Below are 18,926 nucleotides of genomic sequence, written 5' to 3'. Positions count from 1 at the left end.
GGCATTCACTCACCATGACGCCAGCTGCTTGCTGGCGTCCTGGTTTAACACTCGCTCAAAGGAATACACATGGATTGGCTGACCAACCCCGAAATCTGGGTTGCCTTCTTTACCCTGACCGCCCTGGAAATCGTTCTGGGCATCGATAACATCATCATGATTTCGATCCTGGTCAGCCGCATGCCCAAGCACATGCAGCAGCGCACGCGGATCTTCGGCCTGGGCCTGGCGATGATCACGCGGATCCTGTTGCTGCTGTCGATCACCTGGGTCATGCGCCTCACCGCCGACCTGTTCGTGGTGTTCGGCCAGGGCATTTCCGGCCGCGATCTGATCCTGTTCTTCGGTGGCCTGTTCCTGCTGTGGAAGAGCTCGCAAGAGATGTACCACGCGCTGGAAGGCGAAGACGAAAGCGACGAAACCCCCGGTGGCAAGGGCGGCAACTTCCTGTACACCATCATTCAGATCGCAATCATCGACATCGTGTTCTCGCTGGACTCGGTGATCACCGCTGTCGGCATGGTGTCCCACGTGCCGGTGATGGTCGCGGCGATCGTCGTCGCCGTGCTGGTGATGATGGCCGCCTCGGGCAAGATCAGCGAATTCATCGACAAGCACCCGTCGCTGAAAATGCTCGCGCTGTCGTTCCTGCTGGTGGTGGGTACCGTACTGATCGCCGAGTCGTTCGACGTGCATGTACCGAAGGGCTACGTCTACTTCGCCATGGCGTTCTCGCTGGCCGTTGAAGCGATCAACATCAAGCTGCGCGGCGCGATGGCCAAGAAGAAACAGCAGCAAGATCCAGTGAAACTGCGCAAGGACATCCCGGGCCAATAACCGGGTAATCCAGACGCAGGCAATACCCCTGTGGGAGCGAGCCTGCTCGCGAAAACGGAGTGTCAGTCGACAACCATGTTGGCTGATCCGCCGCTTTCGCGAGTAGGCTCGCTCCCACATTTTTTTGTGCAGCATTCAGGCACCGCGGACCCTGTGGGAGCTGGCTTGCCAGCGATAGCGGAATGTCAGGCGACATCAATGTTGGTTGTGCCGACGCCATCGCTGGCAAGCCTGCTCCCACAGGGGCGGCGTTGATTTAAATGGGAGTGAATGAAGCGCTGTTCATGACACTTTTGTTTCAATCAGCACTTTAGCTGTGCAATGCTGGCGCCCAGGCCGTTAGCCAACTACAGCTTAAGTACAAGACGTAGAAACAGCGCGGTACCGTCAACTTGCCCCTCTGGGGCGCTGCGACTAGAGGGGGTCTGCATGCTCACCCTGCTCAATCTGCTTTCCGCCGTGGCCTTGTTGATCTGGGGCACGCACATCGTCCGGACCGGCATCCTGCGGGTGTATGGCACCAACCTGCGCCACGTCATTGGTCAAAACATGTCCAGGCGCTGGCTCGCCTTTGTCGCCGGCATCGTCGTCACCGCGATGGTGCAGAGCAGCAACGCCACCGCGATGCTCGTGACGTCTTTCGTTGGCCAGGGCCTGATGGCGCTGACCCCGGCGCTGGCGACCATGCTCGGCGCCGACGTCGGGACCGCGCTGATGGCGCGGGTGCTGACGTTCGATCTGTCGTGGCTGTCGCCGCTGCTGATCTTTCTCGGGGTGATTTTCTTCCTCTCGCGCAAACAGACGCGGCTCGGGCAGATGGGCCGGGTCAGCATCGGTCTGGGGTTGATCATTCTCGCGCTGCAACTGATCGTCGAGGCCGCCGCACCGATCACCCACGCCCAAGGGGTGAAAGTGATTTTCGCCTCGCTCACCGGCGACATCCTCCTCGACGCCTTGGTCGGCGCCTTGTTCGCGATGATTTCCTACTCCAGCCTCGCCGCCGTGCTGCTGACTGCGACCCTTGCTGGCGCCAGCGTGATCAGCCTGCCGGTGGCGATCGGCCTGGTGATTGGTGCCAACATCGGCAGCGGCATTCTGGCGTTCATGAGCACCAGCATGCAGAACGCCGCCGGCCGACAGGTGGCGCTGGGCAGCCTGCTGTACAAACTGATCGGCCTGCTGCTGATCATTCCGGTGCTCGATCCGCTGGTGCACTGGATGGACGGGCTGGATTTCAGCCCGCAGGAAATGGTCATTGGCTTCCATCTGCTCTACAACACCGCGCGGTGCCTGATTCTGCTGCCGTCGGTGGCGCCAATGGCGCGACTCTGCGCATGGCTGCTGCCTGAGCGGCCGGAGGTCAACGGCACGGCCAGACCACGCCATCTCGACGCCACCGCGTTGTCGACGCCGAGTCTGGCCCTGGCCAATGCCGCGCGGGAAACCCTGCGCATGGGTGATCTGCTGGAAAACATGCTCGACGCCACTCTCGCCGTGTTGCGCGGCAAGCAAACGGCGGTCACTCAGGAAATCCGCTCGTTGAGCGATGACATCGAGTCGCTTTACAGCGCGATCAAACTGTATCTCGCGCAAATGCCCCGCGAAGACCTTGGTGAGCAGGACAGCCGGCGCTGGGCCGAGATCATCGAACTGGCGATCAACCTGAAACTGGCCAGTGATCTGATCGAACGCATGCTGCGCAAGATTCAGCAGCAGAAGACCTCCCAGCGGCGTTCGTTTTCCGAAGAGGGGCTGGAGGACCTGACTGGTCTGCAACAGCAATTGACCGCCAACCTGCGCCTGGGCCTGTCGGTGTTTCTCAGCAGCGACAAGGAAAGCGCCCGCCAGTTGTTGCGCGAGAAACGTCGCTTTCGTGCACAGGAACGGCGTCTGGCCCATGCCCATGTCAGCCGTTTGCAACGTAAGATCGTGCAGAGTCTGGAAACCAGTTCATTGCACCTGGAGCTGATTGCGGATATGAAGCGCTTGAATTCGCTGTTTTGCAGCAGTGCTTACGTGGTGCTGGAAACGACGGATACCGGGGCGCTGGAAGCGGATCATATTGCCGACATTACGCATTCGCCTTGAACGTCTGGGGCTGGGGTCAGTCAGTAACTCAGAGTTCAGCCTCAAGGACGTCTTCGCTGGCAAGCCAGCTCCCACAGGGTTTTGTGAACGCCGCAAATCCTTGTGGGAGCTGGCTTGCCAGCGATGGGGCCCTGACTGACGACACGGATCTCCAAATCAGCCGTACGGAAGCCTGTTATGCGTTGCCTGTTGTTCGCCTGTCTGTTGCTCGGTTCCCTGCCCGCCTTCGCCGTTGATCGCTTTCAGGTCGAAGGCTATGCGCTGCCCAATGGTTTGCAGCTGTTGCTCAAGCCCGGCACCGAACGCGGGCATGTGGCGATCCGCCTGGTGGTCGGCGTCGGCCTCGACGATTTCGACTGCGATGAAAAAGAGCTGCCGCACCTGCTGGAACACCTGCTGTTCAGTGGCGTCGACGCTACTGGCGAAGGCGGACTGGAAGAGCGCATGCAGGCGCTGGGCGGCGAGTGGAACGCATTCACCAGCAACGCCGACACCACGTTCGTCATCGAGGCCCCGGCGAAGAACCAGCGCAAGGTGCTCGACCTGCTGCTCGGCCTGCTGACTCAGACCCGCATTGACGACAACGCGATCAACGCCGCCAAACGCGTGGTCGAGCGCGAGGACGGCGGCCATTACACGCGTCTGCAGCGTTTTCTCGACCGCCAGGATCTGGGCCACACCGCGAGCAACCAACTGGCGGTGGAACTGGGCCTGAAATGCCCGCAACGTGCGGAAGTCGGTCACCTGACCCAGGCGCAACTGGAGAAGGTGCGCAAGACCTGGTACGCGCCGAACAACATGTCCCTGATCGTCGTCGGCGAGCTCGATAAACTGCTGCCGGCCTACCTGGAGCGCACCTGGGGCGCGCTCGAAGCCGTGGACCCGGCCGAGCACCGTGAGCTGCCGGACATCCGCACCAGTGCGGCCCATGAACGCACGCTCACCCGCGGCTTCATCGGCGACAGTGCCAAGCTGCACTGGCTGGTGCCGGAGCCGGTGCTCGACGATCAGTACGACGAAACCTTCGACATCCTCAAGGACTACCTCGACTGGGCGCTGTACCGGCAGATCCGCCTGAACCACGGTTTGTCCTACGGGCCATGGGCCGAGCGTGAGGTGTTTGGCGGGGTCGGTTTCATGAGTCTCAATGCCGACGTGGATCGCGATGACCTCGCCGAAGCTCAACAGGTGCTGGAAGACCTCAAGGCCGACTTGCTGAAAAACGGCCTCGACCCGGACACCTTCGCCCGGATCAAACAGGCCGCCATCGCCCATCAGGCCTGGGCCGTGCAAGGCAACAGCGCGATGGCTGATTATTACTGGAGCGCGCTGGGCGACTACGAGGACGGGCGCTTTGCCAACCCTGCCCGCGAACTGCAAGGCGTGACGCTGGAAACGGCAAACAGGGCCATGCGCGAATTGCTGTTGCAGCCGGGGTATCTGCGGATCGAGAAGCCGTTGATCAGTGATGATGAGGCGCTGTGGCTGATTGCCGGCGGTCTCGGCCTGGTGTTGCTGGTGCTGATTGGCTGGCGCCTGCACCGCCGAAAATCCGCCGGACACTGAACCTGTAGGCTCACGCCTACAGGGGAATGAGTTGTGTTGTGGTGACCACCAACCTCGCCACAGACGCCTGCGGACGGTACTCTGTCGGGGTTTTTTCCTATCCAGCCGTGAACTGCCCACATGCCAAAAATCCCCGACTTGATCCAGCGCATTCTCGAACTGATGAGGCGCTATCCCGGGGTCATTGCGCTTGGCGGTTTCATCTCCGGGGTCGGCAGTTTCATTCTGGTCGATCGCCAGCAGGGGCTGGCGAGCTGGATCACCATCATCATGCTGCTGAGCTGGATCTGGCTGATGCTGGAAAACACCCTGACCGGGCTGTTCACGCGGATCTTCAAGCGGGAAATTCCGCAACCGCTGTTGCGCTACGCAACGCAGATGATCCACCAGGAAAGCCTGTTTTTCGTCCTGCCGTTCTTCTTCATCACCACCACCTGGAACAGCGGCCAACTGATCTTCACCGGCCTGCTGTGCATCGCCGCGCTGATTTCGATTGTCGATCCGCTCTATTACAAATGGCTGGCGCCACGACGCTGGGCGTTTCTCGCGCTGCACACCCTGACCCTGTTCGCAGCCCTGCTCACCGCCCTGCCGGTGATCATGCACCTGACCACCGCGCAGAGTTTCAAATGGGCGCTGGGCACGGCGGTGGTGTTGTCGTTCCCGAGTCTGGCGTCGATCTTCCCGATCCGCACCGTGCGCAACGCGCTGGCCATTCTGTGCATCACTTTCGGCATCGGCGCGGTCGGCTGGACGCTACGCTCGTGGGTGCCGCCGGCGACGCTGTGGATGACCGACGTGGCGATCAGCACTCAGTTGCAGGACCGCACCCCCGGCGCCAGCCTCGACCAGGTCAGCGCCGAGCAGATCCGCAACGGCGGCCTCTACGCCTACACCGCGATCAATGCGCCGCGCGGGCTGGATGAGCGGATCTATCACGTGTGGCAGTTCAACGGCCAGGAAGTCGACCGCATTGCCCTCGATATCCACGGCGGGCGCAAGGAAGGCTACCGGGCGTGGACGCACAAGCAGAACTTCCCAGGCAACCCGGCCGGCAAATGGCAGGTGCGGGTGTTGACCGAGGATGGCCAGGTGATTGGCGTATTACGCTTCGAAGTCACAGACAGCACAGCGACCAAAGAAAAGTAATCCGGTTCGTGCTATTACGTTAGTTCGCTCAACAGACGAACAAGCACGGAGCTTATGACCAGCCGTTCGATCACCGGCAGTGCTCACCTGGACACGTCGATCAGCCCTGCCCGCCTGCGGGTCATCGGAGACTGGACGCTCGCCCATTACGCCGAGCTCAAGCACCTGAGCGAGTCGCTGCGCGGCCAGTACGACGCCAATACTCCGATCGACCTTAATGGCCTTGGCACCCTCGATACCGCCGGTGCCTCGTTGCTGGTGGAGTTGCTCGGTTCCGAGCGCCTGGGCAAGTCCGCCGAACATCCCGATTGCACCTTGTCCTCGGCCGATCGTGCCTTGTTGCAAACCGTTTACTGCTCGCTGACCGATTTCTGTGTACCGATCAAGGAGCCGGAAGTCAGCGTCAGCGTGCAATTGCTCACGCGCATCGGGCGTGCCGTGGACACGGTCTGGCAGGACACCCTGCAACTGCTCGGCTTTGTCGGGCTGATTCTGGAAACCATCGCGCGTAACCTGTTTCGGCCCAAACGCTGGCGGATCACGCCGATGATCGCGCACATCGAACAGACCGGCCTCGACGCTGCGCCGATCGTGGCGCTGCTGACCTTTCTGGTCGGTGCGGTGGTGGCCTTTCTCGGCGCGACGGTGCTGGCCAGTTTCGGCGCGACCATCTTCACCGTGGACCTGGTGGGATTCTCGTTCCTGCGCGAGTTCGGGGTGTTGCTCACGGCGATCCTGATGGCCGGGCGCACCGCCAGTGCCTTCACCGCGCAAATCGGCTCGATGAAGGCCAACGAAGAAATCGACGCGATTCGCACCCTCGGCCTCGACCCGATGGAACTGTTGGTGGTGCCGCGCGTGCTGGCGATGCTGGTGGCGCTGCCGATGCTGACTTTTCTCGCCATGCTGTGCGGGATCATCGGTGGCGGTGTGGTCTGCGCGGTGTCGCTGGATATTTCGCCAGCGATGTTCCTGTCGTTGCTGCAGTCGGACATCGGCATCCAGCATTTCTTGGTGGGTCTGGTCAAAGCACCGATTTTCGCTTTCCTGATTGCCGCGATTGGTTGCCTGGAAGGTTTCAAGGTCAGTGGCAGCGCCGAGTCGGTCGGCGCGCACACCACGTCTGCGGTGGTGCAGTCGATTTTCGTGGTGATCGTGCTCGACGCGGTGGCCGCACTGTTCTTCATGGAGATGGGCTGGTGAGTCGTCTACCCCGCGCGCCCTCGGAGGCGGTGATCGAAGTCCGTGGCCTGGGCAATCGCTTCGGTTCGCAAAGCGTGCACGAGCACCTCGATCTGGATTTGTACAAGGGCGAAATCCTTGCCGTGGTTGGCGGCTCGGGGAGTGGCAAGTCGGTGTTGCTGCGCAGCATCGTCGGTTTGCGCCAACCCAGCGAAGGCAACGTGAAGGTGTTCGGCCAGAACTTGCCGAGCCTGTCCGAACACGAGCGCTCGCTGGTTGAACGGCGGTTTGGCGTGCTGTTCCAGAAAGGCGCGCTGTTTTCCTCGCTGACCGTCACCGAGAACGTCGCCCTGCCCCTTATCGAACACGCCGGCCTGAGCCGCAACGACGCCGAGCACCTGGCGGCGGTGAAACTGGCGCTGGCCGGGCTGCCGCTGTCGGCGGCGGACAAATACCCGGCCTCGCTGTCCGGCGGCATGATCAAACGCGCCGCGCTGGCCCGGGCGCTGGCGCTGGACCCGGACATCCTGTTTCTCGACGAACCCACCGCCGGCCTCGATCCGATTGGCGCGGCGCAATTCGATCAATTGATCCTGACCCTGCGCGATGCGCTGGGCTTGAGTGTGTTTCTGGTCACTCACGACCTCGACACGCTCTACACCATCACCGACCGCGTGGCGGTGCTGGCGCAGAAGAAAGTGCTGGTCGCCGGCCCCATCGACATCGTCTCGGAAACCGACGACGCGTGGATTCACGAATACTTCCACGGCCCGCGCGGCCGCTCGGCGCTGGACGCCGCCAAACTGCTCAACGAGGTCTGACATGGAAACCCGAGCCCATCATGTGTTGATCGGCCTGTTCACCGTGATAGTGGTGGCTGGCGCCCTGCTCTTCGGTCTGTTCCTGGCCAAGTCCAGTGTCGACACCGAGTTCAAGGATTACGAGATTGTCTTCAGCGAGGCGGTCAGCGGGCTGTCCAAGGGCAGCCCGGTGCAGTACAGCGGGATCAAGGTCGGTGATGTGATCAACCTGCGCCTTGATCCCAAAGATCCACGGCGCGTGCTGGCGCGGATTCGTCTGGGCGGCGATACGCCGGTCAAGGAGGACACCCAGGCCAAACTGGCGCTGGCCGGGATCACCGGGACGTCGATCATCCAGCTCAGCGGTGGTACACCGGAGAGCCCGAAGCTGCGTGGCCATGACGGCAACCTGCCGACCATCGTCGCGTCGCCCTCGCCTATTTCGCGGCTGCTCAATGACAGTAACGATTTGATGAGCGGCATCACCGCGCTGCTGAGCAATGCCAATCAGATGTTTTCCCCGGAGAACGTCGAGCGCGTCAGCAACACCCTGGCCCATCTGGAGCAGACCACCGGTTCGATCAACGATCAGCGCGGCGACCTGCGCCAGGCCATGCAGCAACTGGCGAGTGTCGGCAAACAGGCCGGCAACATGCTCGAGCAGACGTCGCTTCTGATGCGCAACGCCAATGGCCTGCTCAACGATCAGGGCAAACAGGCGCTGGGCAGTGCCGAGCAGGCGATGAAGTCGCTGGAACAGAGCAGCGCAACGATCAACACGTTGCTGAGCAAGAACGAAAATTCCCTCGACAACGGCCTGCAGGGCCTCAATGGCCTGGCCCCGGCCATCCGCGAACTGCGCGAGACGCTGACCTCGCTGCGCGCCATTTCCCAACGCCTTGAAGCCAACCCCAGCGGTTACTTGCTGGGCCGTGACAAGAACAAGGAATTCACGCCATGAAGCTGACTCACTTCGCCCTCCTCGCCGGTTTCTCGCTGCTCGGCGCGTGCTCGATCCTGCCGCAGGCCGATCCGTCGGACGTGTATCGCCTGCCATCGGCCCAGGCGCCCGCCTCGGCCAGCTCAGCCGCCGCTCAGTCCTGGTCGCTGCGACTGAACAAGCTGCAGGCCAGCGAGGCGTTGAACCGGCCGACCATTGCAGTGATTCCGCAGGGTGATGTGATCAGCAGCTACAAAGGCTCGCGCTGGAGCGATCCGGCACCGGTGCTGGTGCGCAATCGACTGCTCGATGGCTTTGTGCGTGATGGCCGGGTGACGTTGCTGAGTACCGATGACAGCAACTTTGCGGCGGATCTGGAGCTGGGCGGCAGTTTGCAGGCGTTTCAGACCGAGTATCAGGGCAGTCAGGCCAGCGCTGTGGTGCGGGTCGATGCGTTGCTGGTGCGTGGCTATGACCAGAAGATTCTCGCCAGCCGCCGCTTTGAAGAGCGTCAGCCGCTGAGCGATGTGCAGGTGCCAGCGGTGGTTGCTGGGTTTGGCCAGGCCAGTGATCGGCTGACCGCCAAAGTCGTGGCTTGGGCTGTCGACCAAGGCCAAAAACTCGCCCCCAAAAAGCCCTGATTCACCACAATCCATGTAGGAGTGAGCCTGCTCGCGATAGCGGTCTATCAGCCACCATCATCGGTGACTGTCACCCAGCTATCGCGAGCAGGCTCACTCCTACAGTTTTTGATTTGTGGTTAACCGAAGAACCAGTAGCAGACGCCAATCGCGCCCAGTACCCCGGCCAGCTCAGCCAGCAACGCACACCCCACCGCATGCCGCGCCCGCTGAATCCCCACCGCGCCGAAATACACTGCCAGCACATAGAACGTGGTCTCGGTACTGCCCTGCACCGTCGCCGCTACCAGCGCCGGGAAGCTGTCGACCCCTGAAGTCTTCATGGTCTCGATCAGCATCGCCCGTGCGGCGCTGCCGGAAAACGGTTTGACCATCGCCGTCGGCAACGCGTCGACAAACCGCGTGTCCCAGCCGGCCCACTCGACCAGATGGCGGATACCATCCAGACCGAAGTCCAGCGCCCCGGAAGCACGCAGTACGCCGACCGCGCAGAGCATCGCCACCAGATAGGGCAGCAGGTTCTTGGCGACATCGAAGCCCTCTTTTGCACCTTCGACGAACGCTTCGTAGACCTTCACCTTGCGTAACGCGCCGATCACCAGAAACAACATGATCAGTCCGAATAGTGTCAGGTTGCCGAGGATCGACGACAATCCGGCCAGCGCCGTGGCCGACAGGGTCGCCAGCAATGCCATGAAAGCGCCGAGGATCAGCGCGCCGGGAATCAGATAGGCCAGCACCACCGGGTCCCAGATGCGCAGGCGCTGCATGAACGCCACCGAGAGAAAGCCGACGATGGTCGAGCAACTGGTTGCCAGCAGGATCGGCAGGAATACCAGGGTCGGGTCCGGCGCGCCTTGCTGGGCGCGGTACATGAAGATCGTCACCGGCAGCAGGGTCAGGGACGACGCGTTGAGCACCAGGAACAGGATCTGCGCGTTGCTGGCGATGGTGGCGCTGGGGTTGAGTTCCTGCAGCGCCTTCATGGCTTTGAGGCCGATCGGCGTGGCCGCATTATCCAGCCCGAGGCCATTGGCAGCGAAGTTCAGGGTGATCAGGCCGAGGGCAGGGTGACCGGGCGGGACTTCCGGCATCAGCCGCAGGAACAGCGGCCCGAGGACCTTGGCCAGCCATTCGACGATCCCGGCCTTTTCGGCAATGCGCAGGAAGCCCAGCCACAGGGTCAACGTGCCGAACAGCAGCACCATTACCTCGACCGAGAGCTTGGCCATGGCAAAAATGCTTTCCACCATCGCCGCGAAAATCCCGGCATTGCCGCCGACCAGCCACTGCACCAGCGCAGAGATGGTTGCCACGACGAAGAAGCCAAGCCACAGGCCATTAAGCATCAGTCAAAATCCCCCGGAAGATGCGGCGAATGATAGCGGGGTCGCCAGAAACGACAAACCCCGGATTTCTCCGGGGTTTGTTGGTAAGGCTGGCTCGGTCACTGTGGGAGCCAATCTCCCCAGGGTTCAGCAATCAGTTCTTGGAAATCTCGCCAGCCGGCAGTTTTTCCTTGCTGCGCCAGTGCGGCAGGGAGTTCCAGTAGCGCTGGCCCTTGGCGTCGTCGTACATGCCTTCCCAACGAGCGATCACCAGGACCGCCAGGGCGTTGCCGATCACGTTCAGTGCGGTACGCGCCATGTCCATGATGCGGTCGACACCAGCGATGAAGGCCAGGCCTTCCAGCGGAATCCCGACGCTGCCCAGCGTTGCCAGCAGCACCACGAAGGACACGCCCGGTACACCGGCGATGCCTTTGGAGGTGACCATCAGGGTCAGGACCAGCAGCAGTTGCTGGCTGATCGACAGGTCGATGCCGTACAGCTGGGCAATGAAGATGGCGGCGATGGACTGGTACAGGGTCGAACCGTCGAGGTTGAACGAGTAACCGGTCGGCACCACGAAGCTGCAGATGGCTTTCGGTGCGCCGTAGGCTTCCATCTTCTCGATCACCCGTGGCAGCACGGTTTCCGAGGAGGCGGTGGAGTAGGCCAGGACCAGCTCATCCTTGAAGATGCGCATCAGCTTGATCACCGAGAAGCCGAACAACTTGGCGATCAGGCCCAGCACCACGAAGGCGAAGAAGGCGATGGCGACGTAAACCAGGATCACCAGCTTGGCCAGCGGCAGCAGCGAGGCGAAGCCGAAGTTGGCGACGGTCACCGCGATCAGGGCGAATACGCCGATCGGGGCGTAGTTCATGATCATGTGGGTGACTTTGAACATGCTCTCGGAAACGCCCTGGAACATCTTCACCAGCGGTTCGCGCAGGTCCGACTGCAGGCTCGACAGACCGAGACCGAACAGCACGGAGAAGAAGATGATCGGCAGCATTTCGCCGCGAGCCATGGCCGCGAAGATGTTCGACGGGATCAGGTTGAGGATGGTCTCGATGAACGCGTGTTCATGCTGCACTTCGGCGGCGGTCGCCTGGTACTTGGAGATGTCCACAGTGCCCAGGGTGCTCATGTCGATGCCGGCGCCCGGGTGGAACATGTTCGCCAACACCAGGCCGACGAGAATGGCGATGGTGGTGACGATTTCGAAGTAGATGATCGTCTTCAGGCCGATGCGCCCAAGCTTCTTGGCATCGCCCACGCCGGCGATGCCGACGATCAGGGACGAGATGACGATCGGGATCACGATCATCTTGATCAGACGGATAAAGATATCGCCTGCCGGTTGCAGGACGTTACTGATCCACCAGGCCTTTTCGGCACTGAAGTGGTTGAGCAACGCACCAATTGCAATCCCTAAAACCAGACCGATGAGGATCTGCCAGGCGAGGCTGAGTTTTGCCTTCTTCATTATCTTTACCCTTACTTGCGTTTGACTCAGGCACATGCAGGAACTGGAACGCTCTTTAGCGGAAAAGTCTGTGCATCTGCCTCCGTATAAGGTGCCCCAAAGCGCGTGTTTACGGCTCTTCGGCAGGCGAAAAAAGGCGCAACTATTCCGATGCAAGGTTGCGCCGTCTAATGCCGTAAACGCCTACCCTATGCCGAATCGGCATGAGCTTTTTTAAATGAAACTGGCGTCCCAACCGGTTCGATTACGACATTTCAGCCGGCATAAGTGCCGTGAACCGGCCATCACAGCGTAGGTTGGTTGTTTTTTGAACGAGTAAAATCGGCGGAAAATTTAGGAAAAAGCCCACATTGCACGACTAGAAGTCCTACTGTTTAAACGGTCTCTTTCTCGATATACGGTCGCCAGGAAACACCGCGTAATGTTTTTGCGCGCAGTGTCAGCGATAAAAAGGGGGAGATGGGCGCTCTGGATCAATGTTTTGCGTGTTGCAAAGCCCAGCGCAAGTCCGTCGAACCACTGAGGCTCGGCGAACCTGCGGCGCAGCTTTTACCCTGACCCGGCCCTCGCGCAGGCACTCCCTGTACCCGTAGGTCACTCCGACCCTGTTGCAGTCAGAACGTCCCGGCCCCCTGGTCATGCGCCGGCCTTCATCGGGTGGGCGCAATCAAGAGCAGCGGGGGGCTGCTCTTATGTTCGAAACCTAATACCAGTTCGGATCTTTCTTCAGGGTTTCCATCAGCAGATCCTGCATGCCCTGGTCGGGTTTGCCGAGGAAGCGGTAGGTGGCATGTCGTGTCGGCGACTTGTCGGCCGGCAATCCTTCGGGCACATCGACGAGCATGGCGTAGGCATCTTTCTTGTCGAAGCTGAACGCGACGATCAAGCGGTGGTTCAGGCATTTATCCGCCGACTCGCAGAGCGGTCCGACCAGATACTGATCGCCATCTTCAGTGACGGCGTTCATCTGCTGGTCCGGCGTGCCGGACAGGTTCATCACCCATTCCGGCAGGCGTTCTTCCTTCTTCACCACGCCTTGCCAGGTTTCCCTGTATTGCGGGTCGGAGCCGAGCAGCTCATTGACCCGCGTCTGGCCATCATTGGCCGCCAGCGCCATGGCACTACCGCCCAGAAGCAGGGCGGCTGCCAGTGTCTTTAACGCGCTCATCGTTAACCTCGGCCGCGACGGCCAAAGAAGAAGGAAGCGATGAACATCACCAGGAATACGACAAAGAGAATCTTGGCGATACCCGTGGCGGTGCCCGCGATACCACCGAAGCCCAGGACGGCGGCGATGATGGCAATGATCAAGAATGTAATTGCCCAACTCAACATGGTGATTCTCCTTACTTCTCTATTTAGGGATATTGCGTGTTCCGGCGCTGCGCGCCTGAATTCATTGGTTCAATCAGAAAACCCAGCGCTCTTCCCGTGGCAGCTGATCCAGTGGCTGCGTCTGGTCAACATCCATCATGCGCATCGAAGTGCTTTCGGCCTGGCTGCTGCTGACGGCGCTGAAGTGCGTTTGCGTGCTGTGTTGAATCGAGATCAACGGCTCAGGCTGCTGGCTGTTTTCCCAGCGCAGGTATTGCTGGCACGCGATCAGGGTCACCAACAGCGCGAGCACGCCAAACAGGCCTTGCTGGATATGCAGTGGCGAGATACGCACTTGGGCGGCACGTTGGCGAGTCATCCTGGGTTCCTCACACTTATTGGGTTGGGGCAGTTGGTTTCTGCCCGGGCTAAATGAGGTATTGCAGCCCGCGTGCCAGTTTTTTCATTGAAAAATATTCAATAAAATCAATAGGTTATATGTATGGTGAAAAACCTTGGCGACGCATCCTGCACGATGGGTCATCCAAGGTCGTGCGGAATGCACGATTATTTCGTAGGAGATTTCATTCTTATGGAATTGAGAGCACGACACGGATGTCAGAAAGATACGCAGGGAATGTCCTGCAAACCGGTGATTGTTTAAAAAACCAACGAAATCAACGTATTGGCCGTAACGGCAGGAGAGGGCTACCCTCCTATGGCTGGCATCGTTCAGAATCAACCATGCAACTTGCCCGATTTTTCCGGGACTAAACCAAGATCAATCACTATGGAGCGTAGGAAAAATGGAATCTGCCACTGAGCATCAAGGCCGCATTCTGCTGGTGGACGATGAATCCGCCATCCTGCGAACCTTCCGTTATTGCCTCGAAGACGAAGGTTATACGGTGGCCACGGCCAACAGCGCGGCCCAGGCCGAGGCACTGCTGCAACGTCAGGTTTTCGACCTGTGCTTCCTTGATTTGCGTCTGGGCGAAGACAACGGCCTCGACGTACTGGCGCAGATGCGCATTCAGGCGCCGTGGATGCGCGTGGTCATCGTCACCGCTCACTCGGCTGTGGATACCGCGGTCGACGCGATCCAGGCCGGCGCTGCCGACTATCTGGTCAAACCCTGCAGCCCCGATCAATTGCGCCTGGCCACGGCCAAGCAACTGGAAGTGCGCCAGCTCTCGGCGCGTCTTGAAGCCCTCGAAGGCGAAATCCGCAAACCCAAGGACGGCCTCGACTCCCACAGCCCGGCGATGAAAGTCGTACTGGAAACGGCGCGGCAGGTAGCGAGCACCGACGCCAACATTCTGATTCTCGGTGAGTCAGGCACCGGTAAAGGTGAATTGGCCCGGGCGATTCATGGCTGGAGCAAGCGCGAGAAGAAGTCCTGCGTCACGATCAACTGCCCGTCGCTGACTGCCGAACTGATGGAAAGCGAGCTGTTCGGCCACAGTCGCGGGGCCTTTACCGGTGCCAGCGAAAGCACGCTGGGCCGGGTCAATCAGGCCGATGGCGGCACGCTGTTTCTCGACGAGATCGGTGACTTTCCCCTGACTTTGCAGCCAAAACTGCTGCGTTTTATTCAGGACAAGGAATATGAGCGGGTCGGCGATCCGGTGACCCGTCGCGCCGATGTGCGGATTCTGGCCGCGACCAACCTCAACCTCGAGGACATGGTGCGCGACGGTCGCTTCCGCGAAGACTTGTTGTACCGCTTGAACGTCATCACGCTGCATTTGCCGCCGCTGCGCGAGCGCGCCGAGGACATCCTGACCCTCGCCGACCGCTTCCTCGCCCGCTTCGTCAAAGAGTATGCGCGTCCGGCGCGCGGGTTCAGCGACGAGGCCCGTGAAGCGCTGCTCGGCTACCGCTGGCCAGGCAATATTCGCGAACTGCGCAACGTGGTTGAGCGCGCCAGCATTATCTGCCCGCAGGAACGTGTGGAAATCAGCCACCTCGGCATGGCCGAACAGCCGGCCAACAATGCACCTCGCGTTGGCGCAGCGCTGAGCCTCGATGAGCTGGAAAAGGCGCATATCGGTGCGGTACTGGCCACCGCTGGCACACTGGATCAGGCCGCAAAAACCCTCGGTATCGACGCCTCGACCCTGTATCGCAAGCGCAAGCAGTACAACCTGTGAGCGCCCGACGATGAAACTGGCGATGAAGTTGCGCACGCGGTTGTTCCTGAGCATTTCCGCATTGATCACCGTGGCGCTGCTCGGGTTGTTGCTCGGGCTGGTCAGCGTGATGCAGATGGCCGGTACTCAGGAAACGCTGGTGCGCAACAATTTCGTCACCCTGGATCTGGGCCTCAAGCTGCGCAAGACGCTGGGCGATCAACTGATCATCATGCTCGCCGAAAAGCCTGACCCCGCGGCGTTTGAAGCTTCCAAACAGCATTACTTCCAGTTGCTGGATGAGGGGATCGCCCGGGAGCGGGAGCGGGAGGGTGATGGCCGGCAATACGGTTTCACTCAGGCCAAGGCCGACTACCTGAATTTTCTGCAGTCACTCGACCCCTCCAATGCGATGAGCGGCAACGCCGACTTCCGAGAGCGTTTCAACATCTTGCGCAACGGGCTGATTGCCGAGCACAAGCAGGCCCTCGACAACATCAATGCCGTCCAGCAACAGGCACGCAATCGGGCGTTGCTGATTGCCGGTCTGCTTGGGCTGGTCGGGCTGGCGGTGCTGATCATCGGCTTCGTCACTGCGCATGGCATCGCCCGGCGTTTGGGCGGGCCCATCGAGGTGCTGGCCAAGGCGGCCGATAACATTGGCCAAGGCAATTACGAGGTGACCCTGCCAATCTCATCGGCGATGGAGGTCAACCTGTTGTCCCGTCGTTTCGGGCTGATGGCCGAAGCGCTGCGTGAGCATCAGGCGACCAACGTCGACGAACTGCTGGCCGGTCAGCAACGCCTGCAGGCGGTGCTCGACAGCATCGACGACGGCTTGTTGATGATCGACCGCGAGGGGCATCTGGAACACCTCAACCCGGTGGCTCAGCGGCAGTTGGGCTGGGACGATGATCGACTCGGCCAGGGCCTGGGCTCGGCGCTTGAACGGCCGGAGCTGGATGCACAGCTGCAATTGGTCCTGCGCGGCGGCACCCTTGAGCGTGCGCCGGAGGACTTGAGTATCGAAGTCGACGGCGAATCCCGTTTGCTGACCTACAGCCTGACGCCGGTCAGCCACACCCAGGGGCATATTCTCGGTGCGGTGATGGTTTTGCACGACGTTACCGAGCAACGCGCCTTCGAACGGGTGCGCAGCGAGTTCGTCTTGCGCGCCTCCCATGAGTTGCGCACGCCGGTCACCGGCATGCACATGGCCTTCGGCCTGTTCCGCGAGCGGGCGAAGTTTCCGGCGGAATCGCGTGAGGCCGATCTGCTGGATACCGTGAACGAGGAGATGCAGCGCCTGATGCAGTTGATCAACGACTTGCTCAACTTCTCGCGCTACCAGAACGGTTTGCAGAAGCTGACTTTGGCGCCGTGCTCCATCGAAGACTTGCTGGAACAGGCGCAGCTGCGTTTCGCCGAGTCGGCGGCGCAGAAGGGCATTGCCTTGAATGTGGAAGTGCAGAGCCCGCTGCCGCGCTTGCAGGCGGATCAGGCGCAGCTCGACCGCGTGCTCGATAACCTGATCGACAACGCTTTGCGTCATACCGCCCGCGACGGTCAGATCCGCTTGCAGGCACGTCGACATGGCGAGCGGGTGATCATCAGCGTCGAGGACAACGGCGAAGGCATTGCCTACGGTCAGCAAGGGCGAATCTTCGAACCGTTTGTGCAGGTTGGACGCAAAAAGGGCGGAGCCGGGCTCGGCCTGGCGCTGTGCAAGGAAATTGTCCAGTTGCATGGCGGGCGCATGGGCGTCTACTCAAGGCCGGGGCAGGGTACGCAGTTTTACATGGCGCTGGCGGTTTAGGCCTCGTCGTCCAGGCGTCGACCTGCGAGACGGCGTCCGCGGGTGATCAGTTCGATGAACTGCACTGCGCTCAAGGCATGGGCGAACAGCCAGCCCTGACCGAACTTTACGCCCTCACTGCTGAGCAATTGCGCTTGCGATTCAAGCTCGATGCCTTCGGCAATCACCTTCAGATCCAGCGCTTGCGCCATGTGAATGATGTGCGGTGCGACGCCACTGCTGGCGGCATCGTGACCGAGCGCATCAATGAACGCCTTGTCGATTTTCAGGCAGTCGACCGGCAGGGTTTGCAGGTAGGCGAGGCTGCAATAGCCGGTACCGAAATCGTCGATCAGCACCTGATGACCCACAGCGCGCAACGCTTGCAGGTTTTCCCGCGCCACCACCACATCAATCAGGCCGCGTTCGGTCACTTCAAAAGCTATTTGCCGCGCTGCCACCCGGTGCAGGGTCAGCAGCCGCGCCATGACCTGGCCGATACGCGGCACCATCACGTCGCAGGCTGCGAGGTTGACCGAGATATACAGTTGCGGATTGGCCCGCAATATCGGGCCCAATTGTTCCAGCAGGCGCTGCAGGACAAAGTCGGTCATCTGGCGGATCTGCCCGGTGTTTTCCGCCAGAGGAATGAACAGGTCCGGGCTGGTCAGCGTGCCGTCCGGACGGCGCCAGCGCAACAGGGCTTCGGCGCCGACGCAGTTGCGGCTGTCGAGGTCGAAGATCGGTTGGTACAGCACCTGCAACTCGCCACGACGGATGGCGCCTTGCAGTTCGGCGTCGAGTGACTGGCGCTGGCGCACCAGTAAAAACACGAAGAACCCCACGAACGCGCCCAGCAGCAGGCAGGCCGGCACCATCCACCACCAGATGGCAGGAATGTGCATGGCGGTTCTCGGCGTGATCAACACCAGTTGATACTCCGGGTTGTTGGTGGGCATGCGATAGATCAACCGGGACTGGGTAACCTGCAAGGCCTCGCGACTCTTCGGTGGCCACGATTCGCTCGGTGGCCAGGCCTGCGCCGCGCCGAGCACCGGGATCGCCCGGTTGCCATGGTCGAGCACCACCAGCAGGCTGCTGCCGGGCGACAGATCGACCATATCGGTCAGGTGTCCGCGTGACGTGGCCACGCGAAAATTACCGCGCCCGAGCATCAGGGCGGCGCGGTTTTCATCGGGTTCGGTGGTGGTGTTCAGCCAATAGCTGTAAGTCGGTCCCTTGATGTCCGGCGCCCGCACCACCGACAGGCCTTCCTGGCGCGGACGGTTGGAGCAGATGCGTGAGGCATCCATGTAGGCGGCTTCGTAGACGAAGCGATAATTGAAGGTCACCTGTTGCAGCGTGGCGATCATTTCGTCATCGCAGCTGCGCAATGGCTGGGCTTGGAGGTCGTCAAGGCTTTCGCGCAACTGGCCGAACAATTGTTCGAGGCGGGCAAGGAAGCGTTCGCCCTGGGCATTCATTTCCTGGCTTTCGCTTTGCTTGATCTGATGCATGGCGACGAACATTCCGCCGGCGATCAACAGGCTGGCACTGAGGACAGCCGCGATCGTCGCCAAAAACCAGGGGCGATAAAACCAGCTACGCAGCGTCTCTCGGGTAGCAGCCATCATGGAATATCCGAAGAATTACCAATGAGTTATAGCT

16 protein-coding genes are annotated in these 18,926 nt (G+C 60.9%); 10 read left to right on the top strand and 6 right to left on the bottom strand.

Translation table 11 applies throughout. From position 1 onward, the window contains the following. Positions 1 to 69 precede the first annotated feature (69 nt). From K5Y35_RS07190 to K5Y35_RS07155, 8 genes are all read left to right on the top strand, one after another. Positions 70 to 837 (top strand): TerC family protein, encoded by a 768-nt coding sequence (locus tag K5Y35_RS07190; RefSeq protein WP_123470149.1) that lies wholly within the window; start codon positions 70 to 72, stop codon positions 835 to 837. Between the two features lie 429 nt (positions 838 to 1,266). Continuing rightward, positions 1,267 to 2,925 (top strand): Na/Pi cotransporter family protein, encoded by a 1,659-nt coding sequence (locus tag K5Y35_RS07185; RefSeq protein ID WP_222833978.1) that lies wholly within the window; start codon positions 1,267 to 1,269, stop codon positions 2,923 to 2,925. Positions 2,926 to 3,102: 177 nt separating this feature from the next. Continuing rightward, positions 3,103 to 4,491 carry a M16 family metallopeptidase gene (locus K5Y35_RS07180; protein WP_222833977.1) on the top strand — a complete coding sequence of 463 codons (1,389 nt, stop codon included), beginning with the start codon at positions 3,103 to 3,105 and terminating at the stop codon, positions 4,489 to 4,491. A gap of 120 nt (positions 4,492 to 4,611) precedes the next feature. Then, on the top strand, positions 4,612 to 5,640 hold the full coding sequence (locus K5Y35_RS07175; protein WP_222833976.1) for a DUF5924 family protein: 1,029 nt from the start codon (positions 4,612 to 4,614) through the stop codon (positions 5,638 to 5,640). A 54-nt stretch (positions 5,641 to 5,694) separates the two neighbouring features. After that, on the top strand, positions 5,695 to 6,843 hold the full coding sequence (locus K5Y35_RS07170; protein WP_123470159.1) for an ABC transporter permease: 1,149 nt from the start codon (positions 5,695 to 5,697) through the stop codon (positions 6,841 to 6,843). Further along, complete coding sequence (locus K5Y35_RS07165; RefSeq protein ID WP_222833975.1) at positions 6,840 to 7,643, top strand: ABC transporter ATP-binding protein; 804 nt, start codon at positions 6,840 to 6,842, stop codon at positions 7,641 to 7,643. The genes K5Y35_RS07170 and K5Y35_RS07165 overlap by 4 nt, the downstream gene beginning before the upstream one ends. 1 nt (position 7,644) lies before the next feature. Continuing rightward, positions 7,645 to 8,583, top strand: a complete 939-nt coding sequence (locus K5Y35_RS07160; RefSeq protein WP_222833974.1) for an MlaD family protein — start codon at positions 7,645 to 7,647, stop codon at positions 8,581 to 8,583. After that, entirely contained in the window at positions 8,580 to 9,203 is a 624-nt protein-coding gene (locus K5Y35_RS07155; RefSeq protein WP_222833973.1) for an ABC-type transport auxiliary lipoprotein family protein, read from the top strand. Before K5Y35_RS07160 ends, K5Y35_RS07155 begins: the two co-directional genes overlap by 4 nt. A 119-nt stretch (positions 9,204 to 9,322) precedes the next feature. On the opposite strand, the gene K5Y35_RS07150 is transcribed toward K5Y35_RS07155, so the two are convergent. From K5Y35_RS07150 to K5Y35_RS07130, 5 genes are all read right to left on the bottom strand, one after another. Then, positions 9,323 to 10,552, bottom strand: coding sequence for a nucleoside recognition domain-containing protein (locus tag K5Y35_RS07150; RefSeq protein WP_123470167.1), 1,230 nt, complete (start codon positions 10,550 to 10,552; stop codon positions 9,323 to 9,325). 133 nt (positions 10,553 to 10,685) lie between these two features. After that, positions 10,686 to 12,017, bottom strand: a complete 1,332-nt coding sequence (gene gltP / locus K5Y35_RS07145) for a glutamate/aspartate:proton symporter GltP (RefSeq protein ID WP_123470169.1) — start codon at positions 12,015 to 12,017, stop codon at positions 10,686 to 10,688. 703 nt (positions 12,018 to 12,720) lie between these two features. Next, a complete protein-coding gene (locus K5Y35_RS07140) occupies positions 12,721 to 13,185 on the bottom strand; it encodes an inhibitor of vertebrate lysozyme family protein (protein ID WP_123470171.1) in 465 nt (154 codons plus the stop codon). A gap of 2 nt (positions 13,186 to 13,187) precedes the next feature. Next, a complete protein-coding gene (locus K5Y35_RS07135) occupies positions 13,188 to 13,352 on the bottom strand; it encodes a DUF1328 domain-containing protein (protein WP_003177151.1) in 165 nt (54 codons plus the stop codon). A 73-nt stretch (positions 13,353 to 13,425) separates the two neighbouring features. Beyond that, positions 13,426 to 13,710, bottom strand: coding sequence for a hypothetical protein (locus K5Y35_RS07130; protein WP_123470173.1), 285 nt, complete (start codon positions 13,708 to 13,710; stop codon positions 13,426 to 13,428). Between the two features lie 427 nt (positions 13,711 to 14,137). Here K5Y35_RS07130 and algB point away from each other — a divergent pair, with 427 nt between their 5' ends. Together algB and K5Y35_RS07120 are read left to right on the top strand one after the other, a co-directional pair. Then, on the top strand, positions 14,138 to 15,484 hold the full coding sequence (algB, locus tag K5Y35_RS07125; protein WP_016986437.1) for a sigma-54-dependent response regulator transcription factor AlgB: 1,347 nt from the start codon (positions 14,138 to 14,140) through the stop codon (positions 15,482 to 15,484). Positions 15,485 to 15,494: 10 nt separating this feature from the next. Further along, the gene (locus K5Y35_RS07120; protein WP_222833972.1) at positions 15,495 to 17,279 is read left to right on the top strand and encodes an ATP-binding protein; all 1,785 of its coding nucleotides are present in this window, start codon (positions 15,495 to 15,497) and stop codon (positions 17,277 to 17,279) included. Here the strand turns inward: K5Y35_RS07120 and K5Y35_RS07115 are convergent. Then, positions 17,276 to 18,889, bottom strand: coding sequence for an EAL domain-containing protein (locus tag K5Y35_RS07115; RefSeq protein ID WP_177490545.1), 1,614 nt, complete (start codon positions 18,887 to 18,889; stop codon positions 17,276 to 17,278). The genes K5Y35_RS07120 and K5Y35_RS07115 overlap by 4 nt on opposite strands. Positions 18,890 to 18,926: the final 37 nt, after the last annotated feature.

It is taken from the genome of Pseudomonas sp. SC3(2021), from assembly GCF_019856535.1.
Lineage (GTDB): Bacteria > Pseudomonadota > Gammaproteobacteria > Pseudomonadales > Pseudomonadaceae > Aquipseudomonas > Aquipseudomonas monsensis.
The sequence above is the reverse complement of the archived record's forward strand: the minus strand, read 5'-3'. Positions and strand labels throughout refer to the sequence as shown.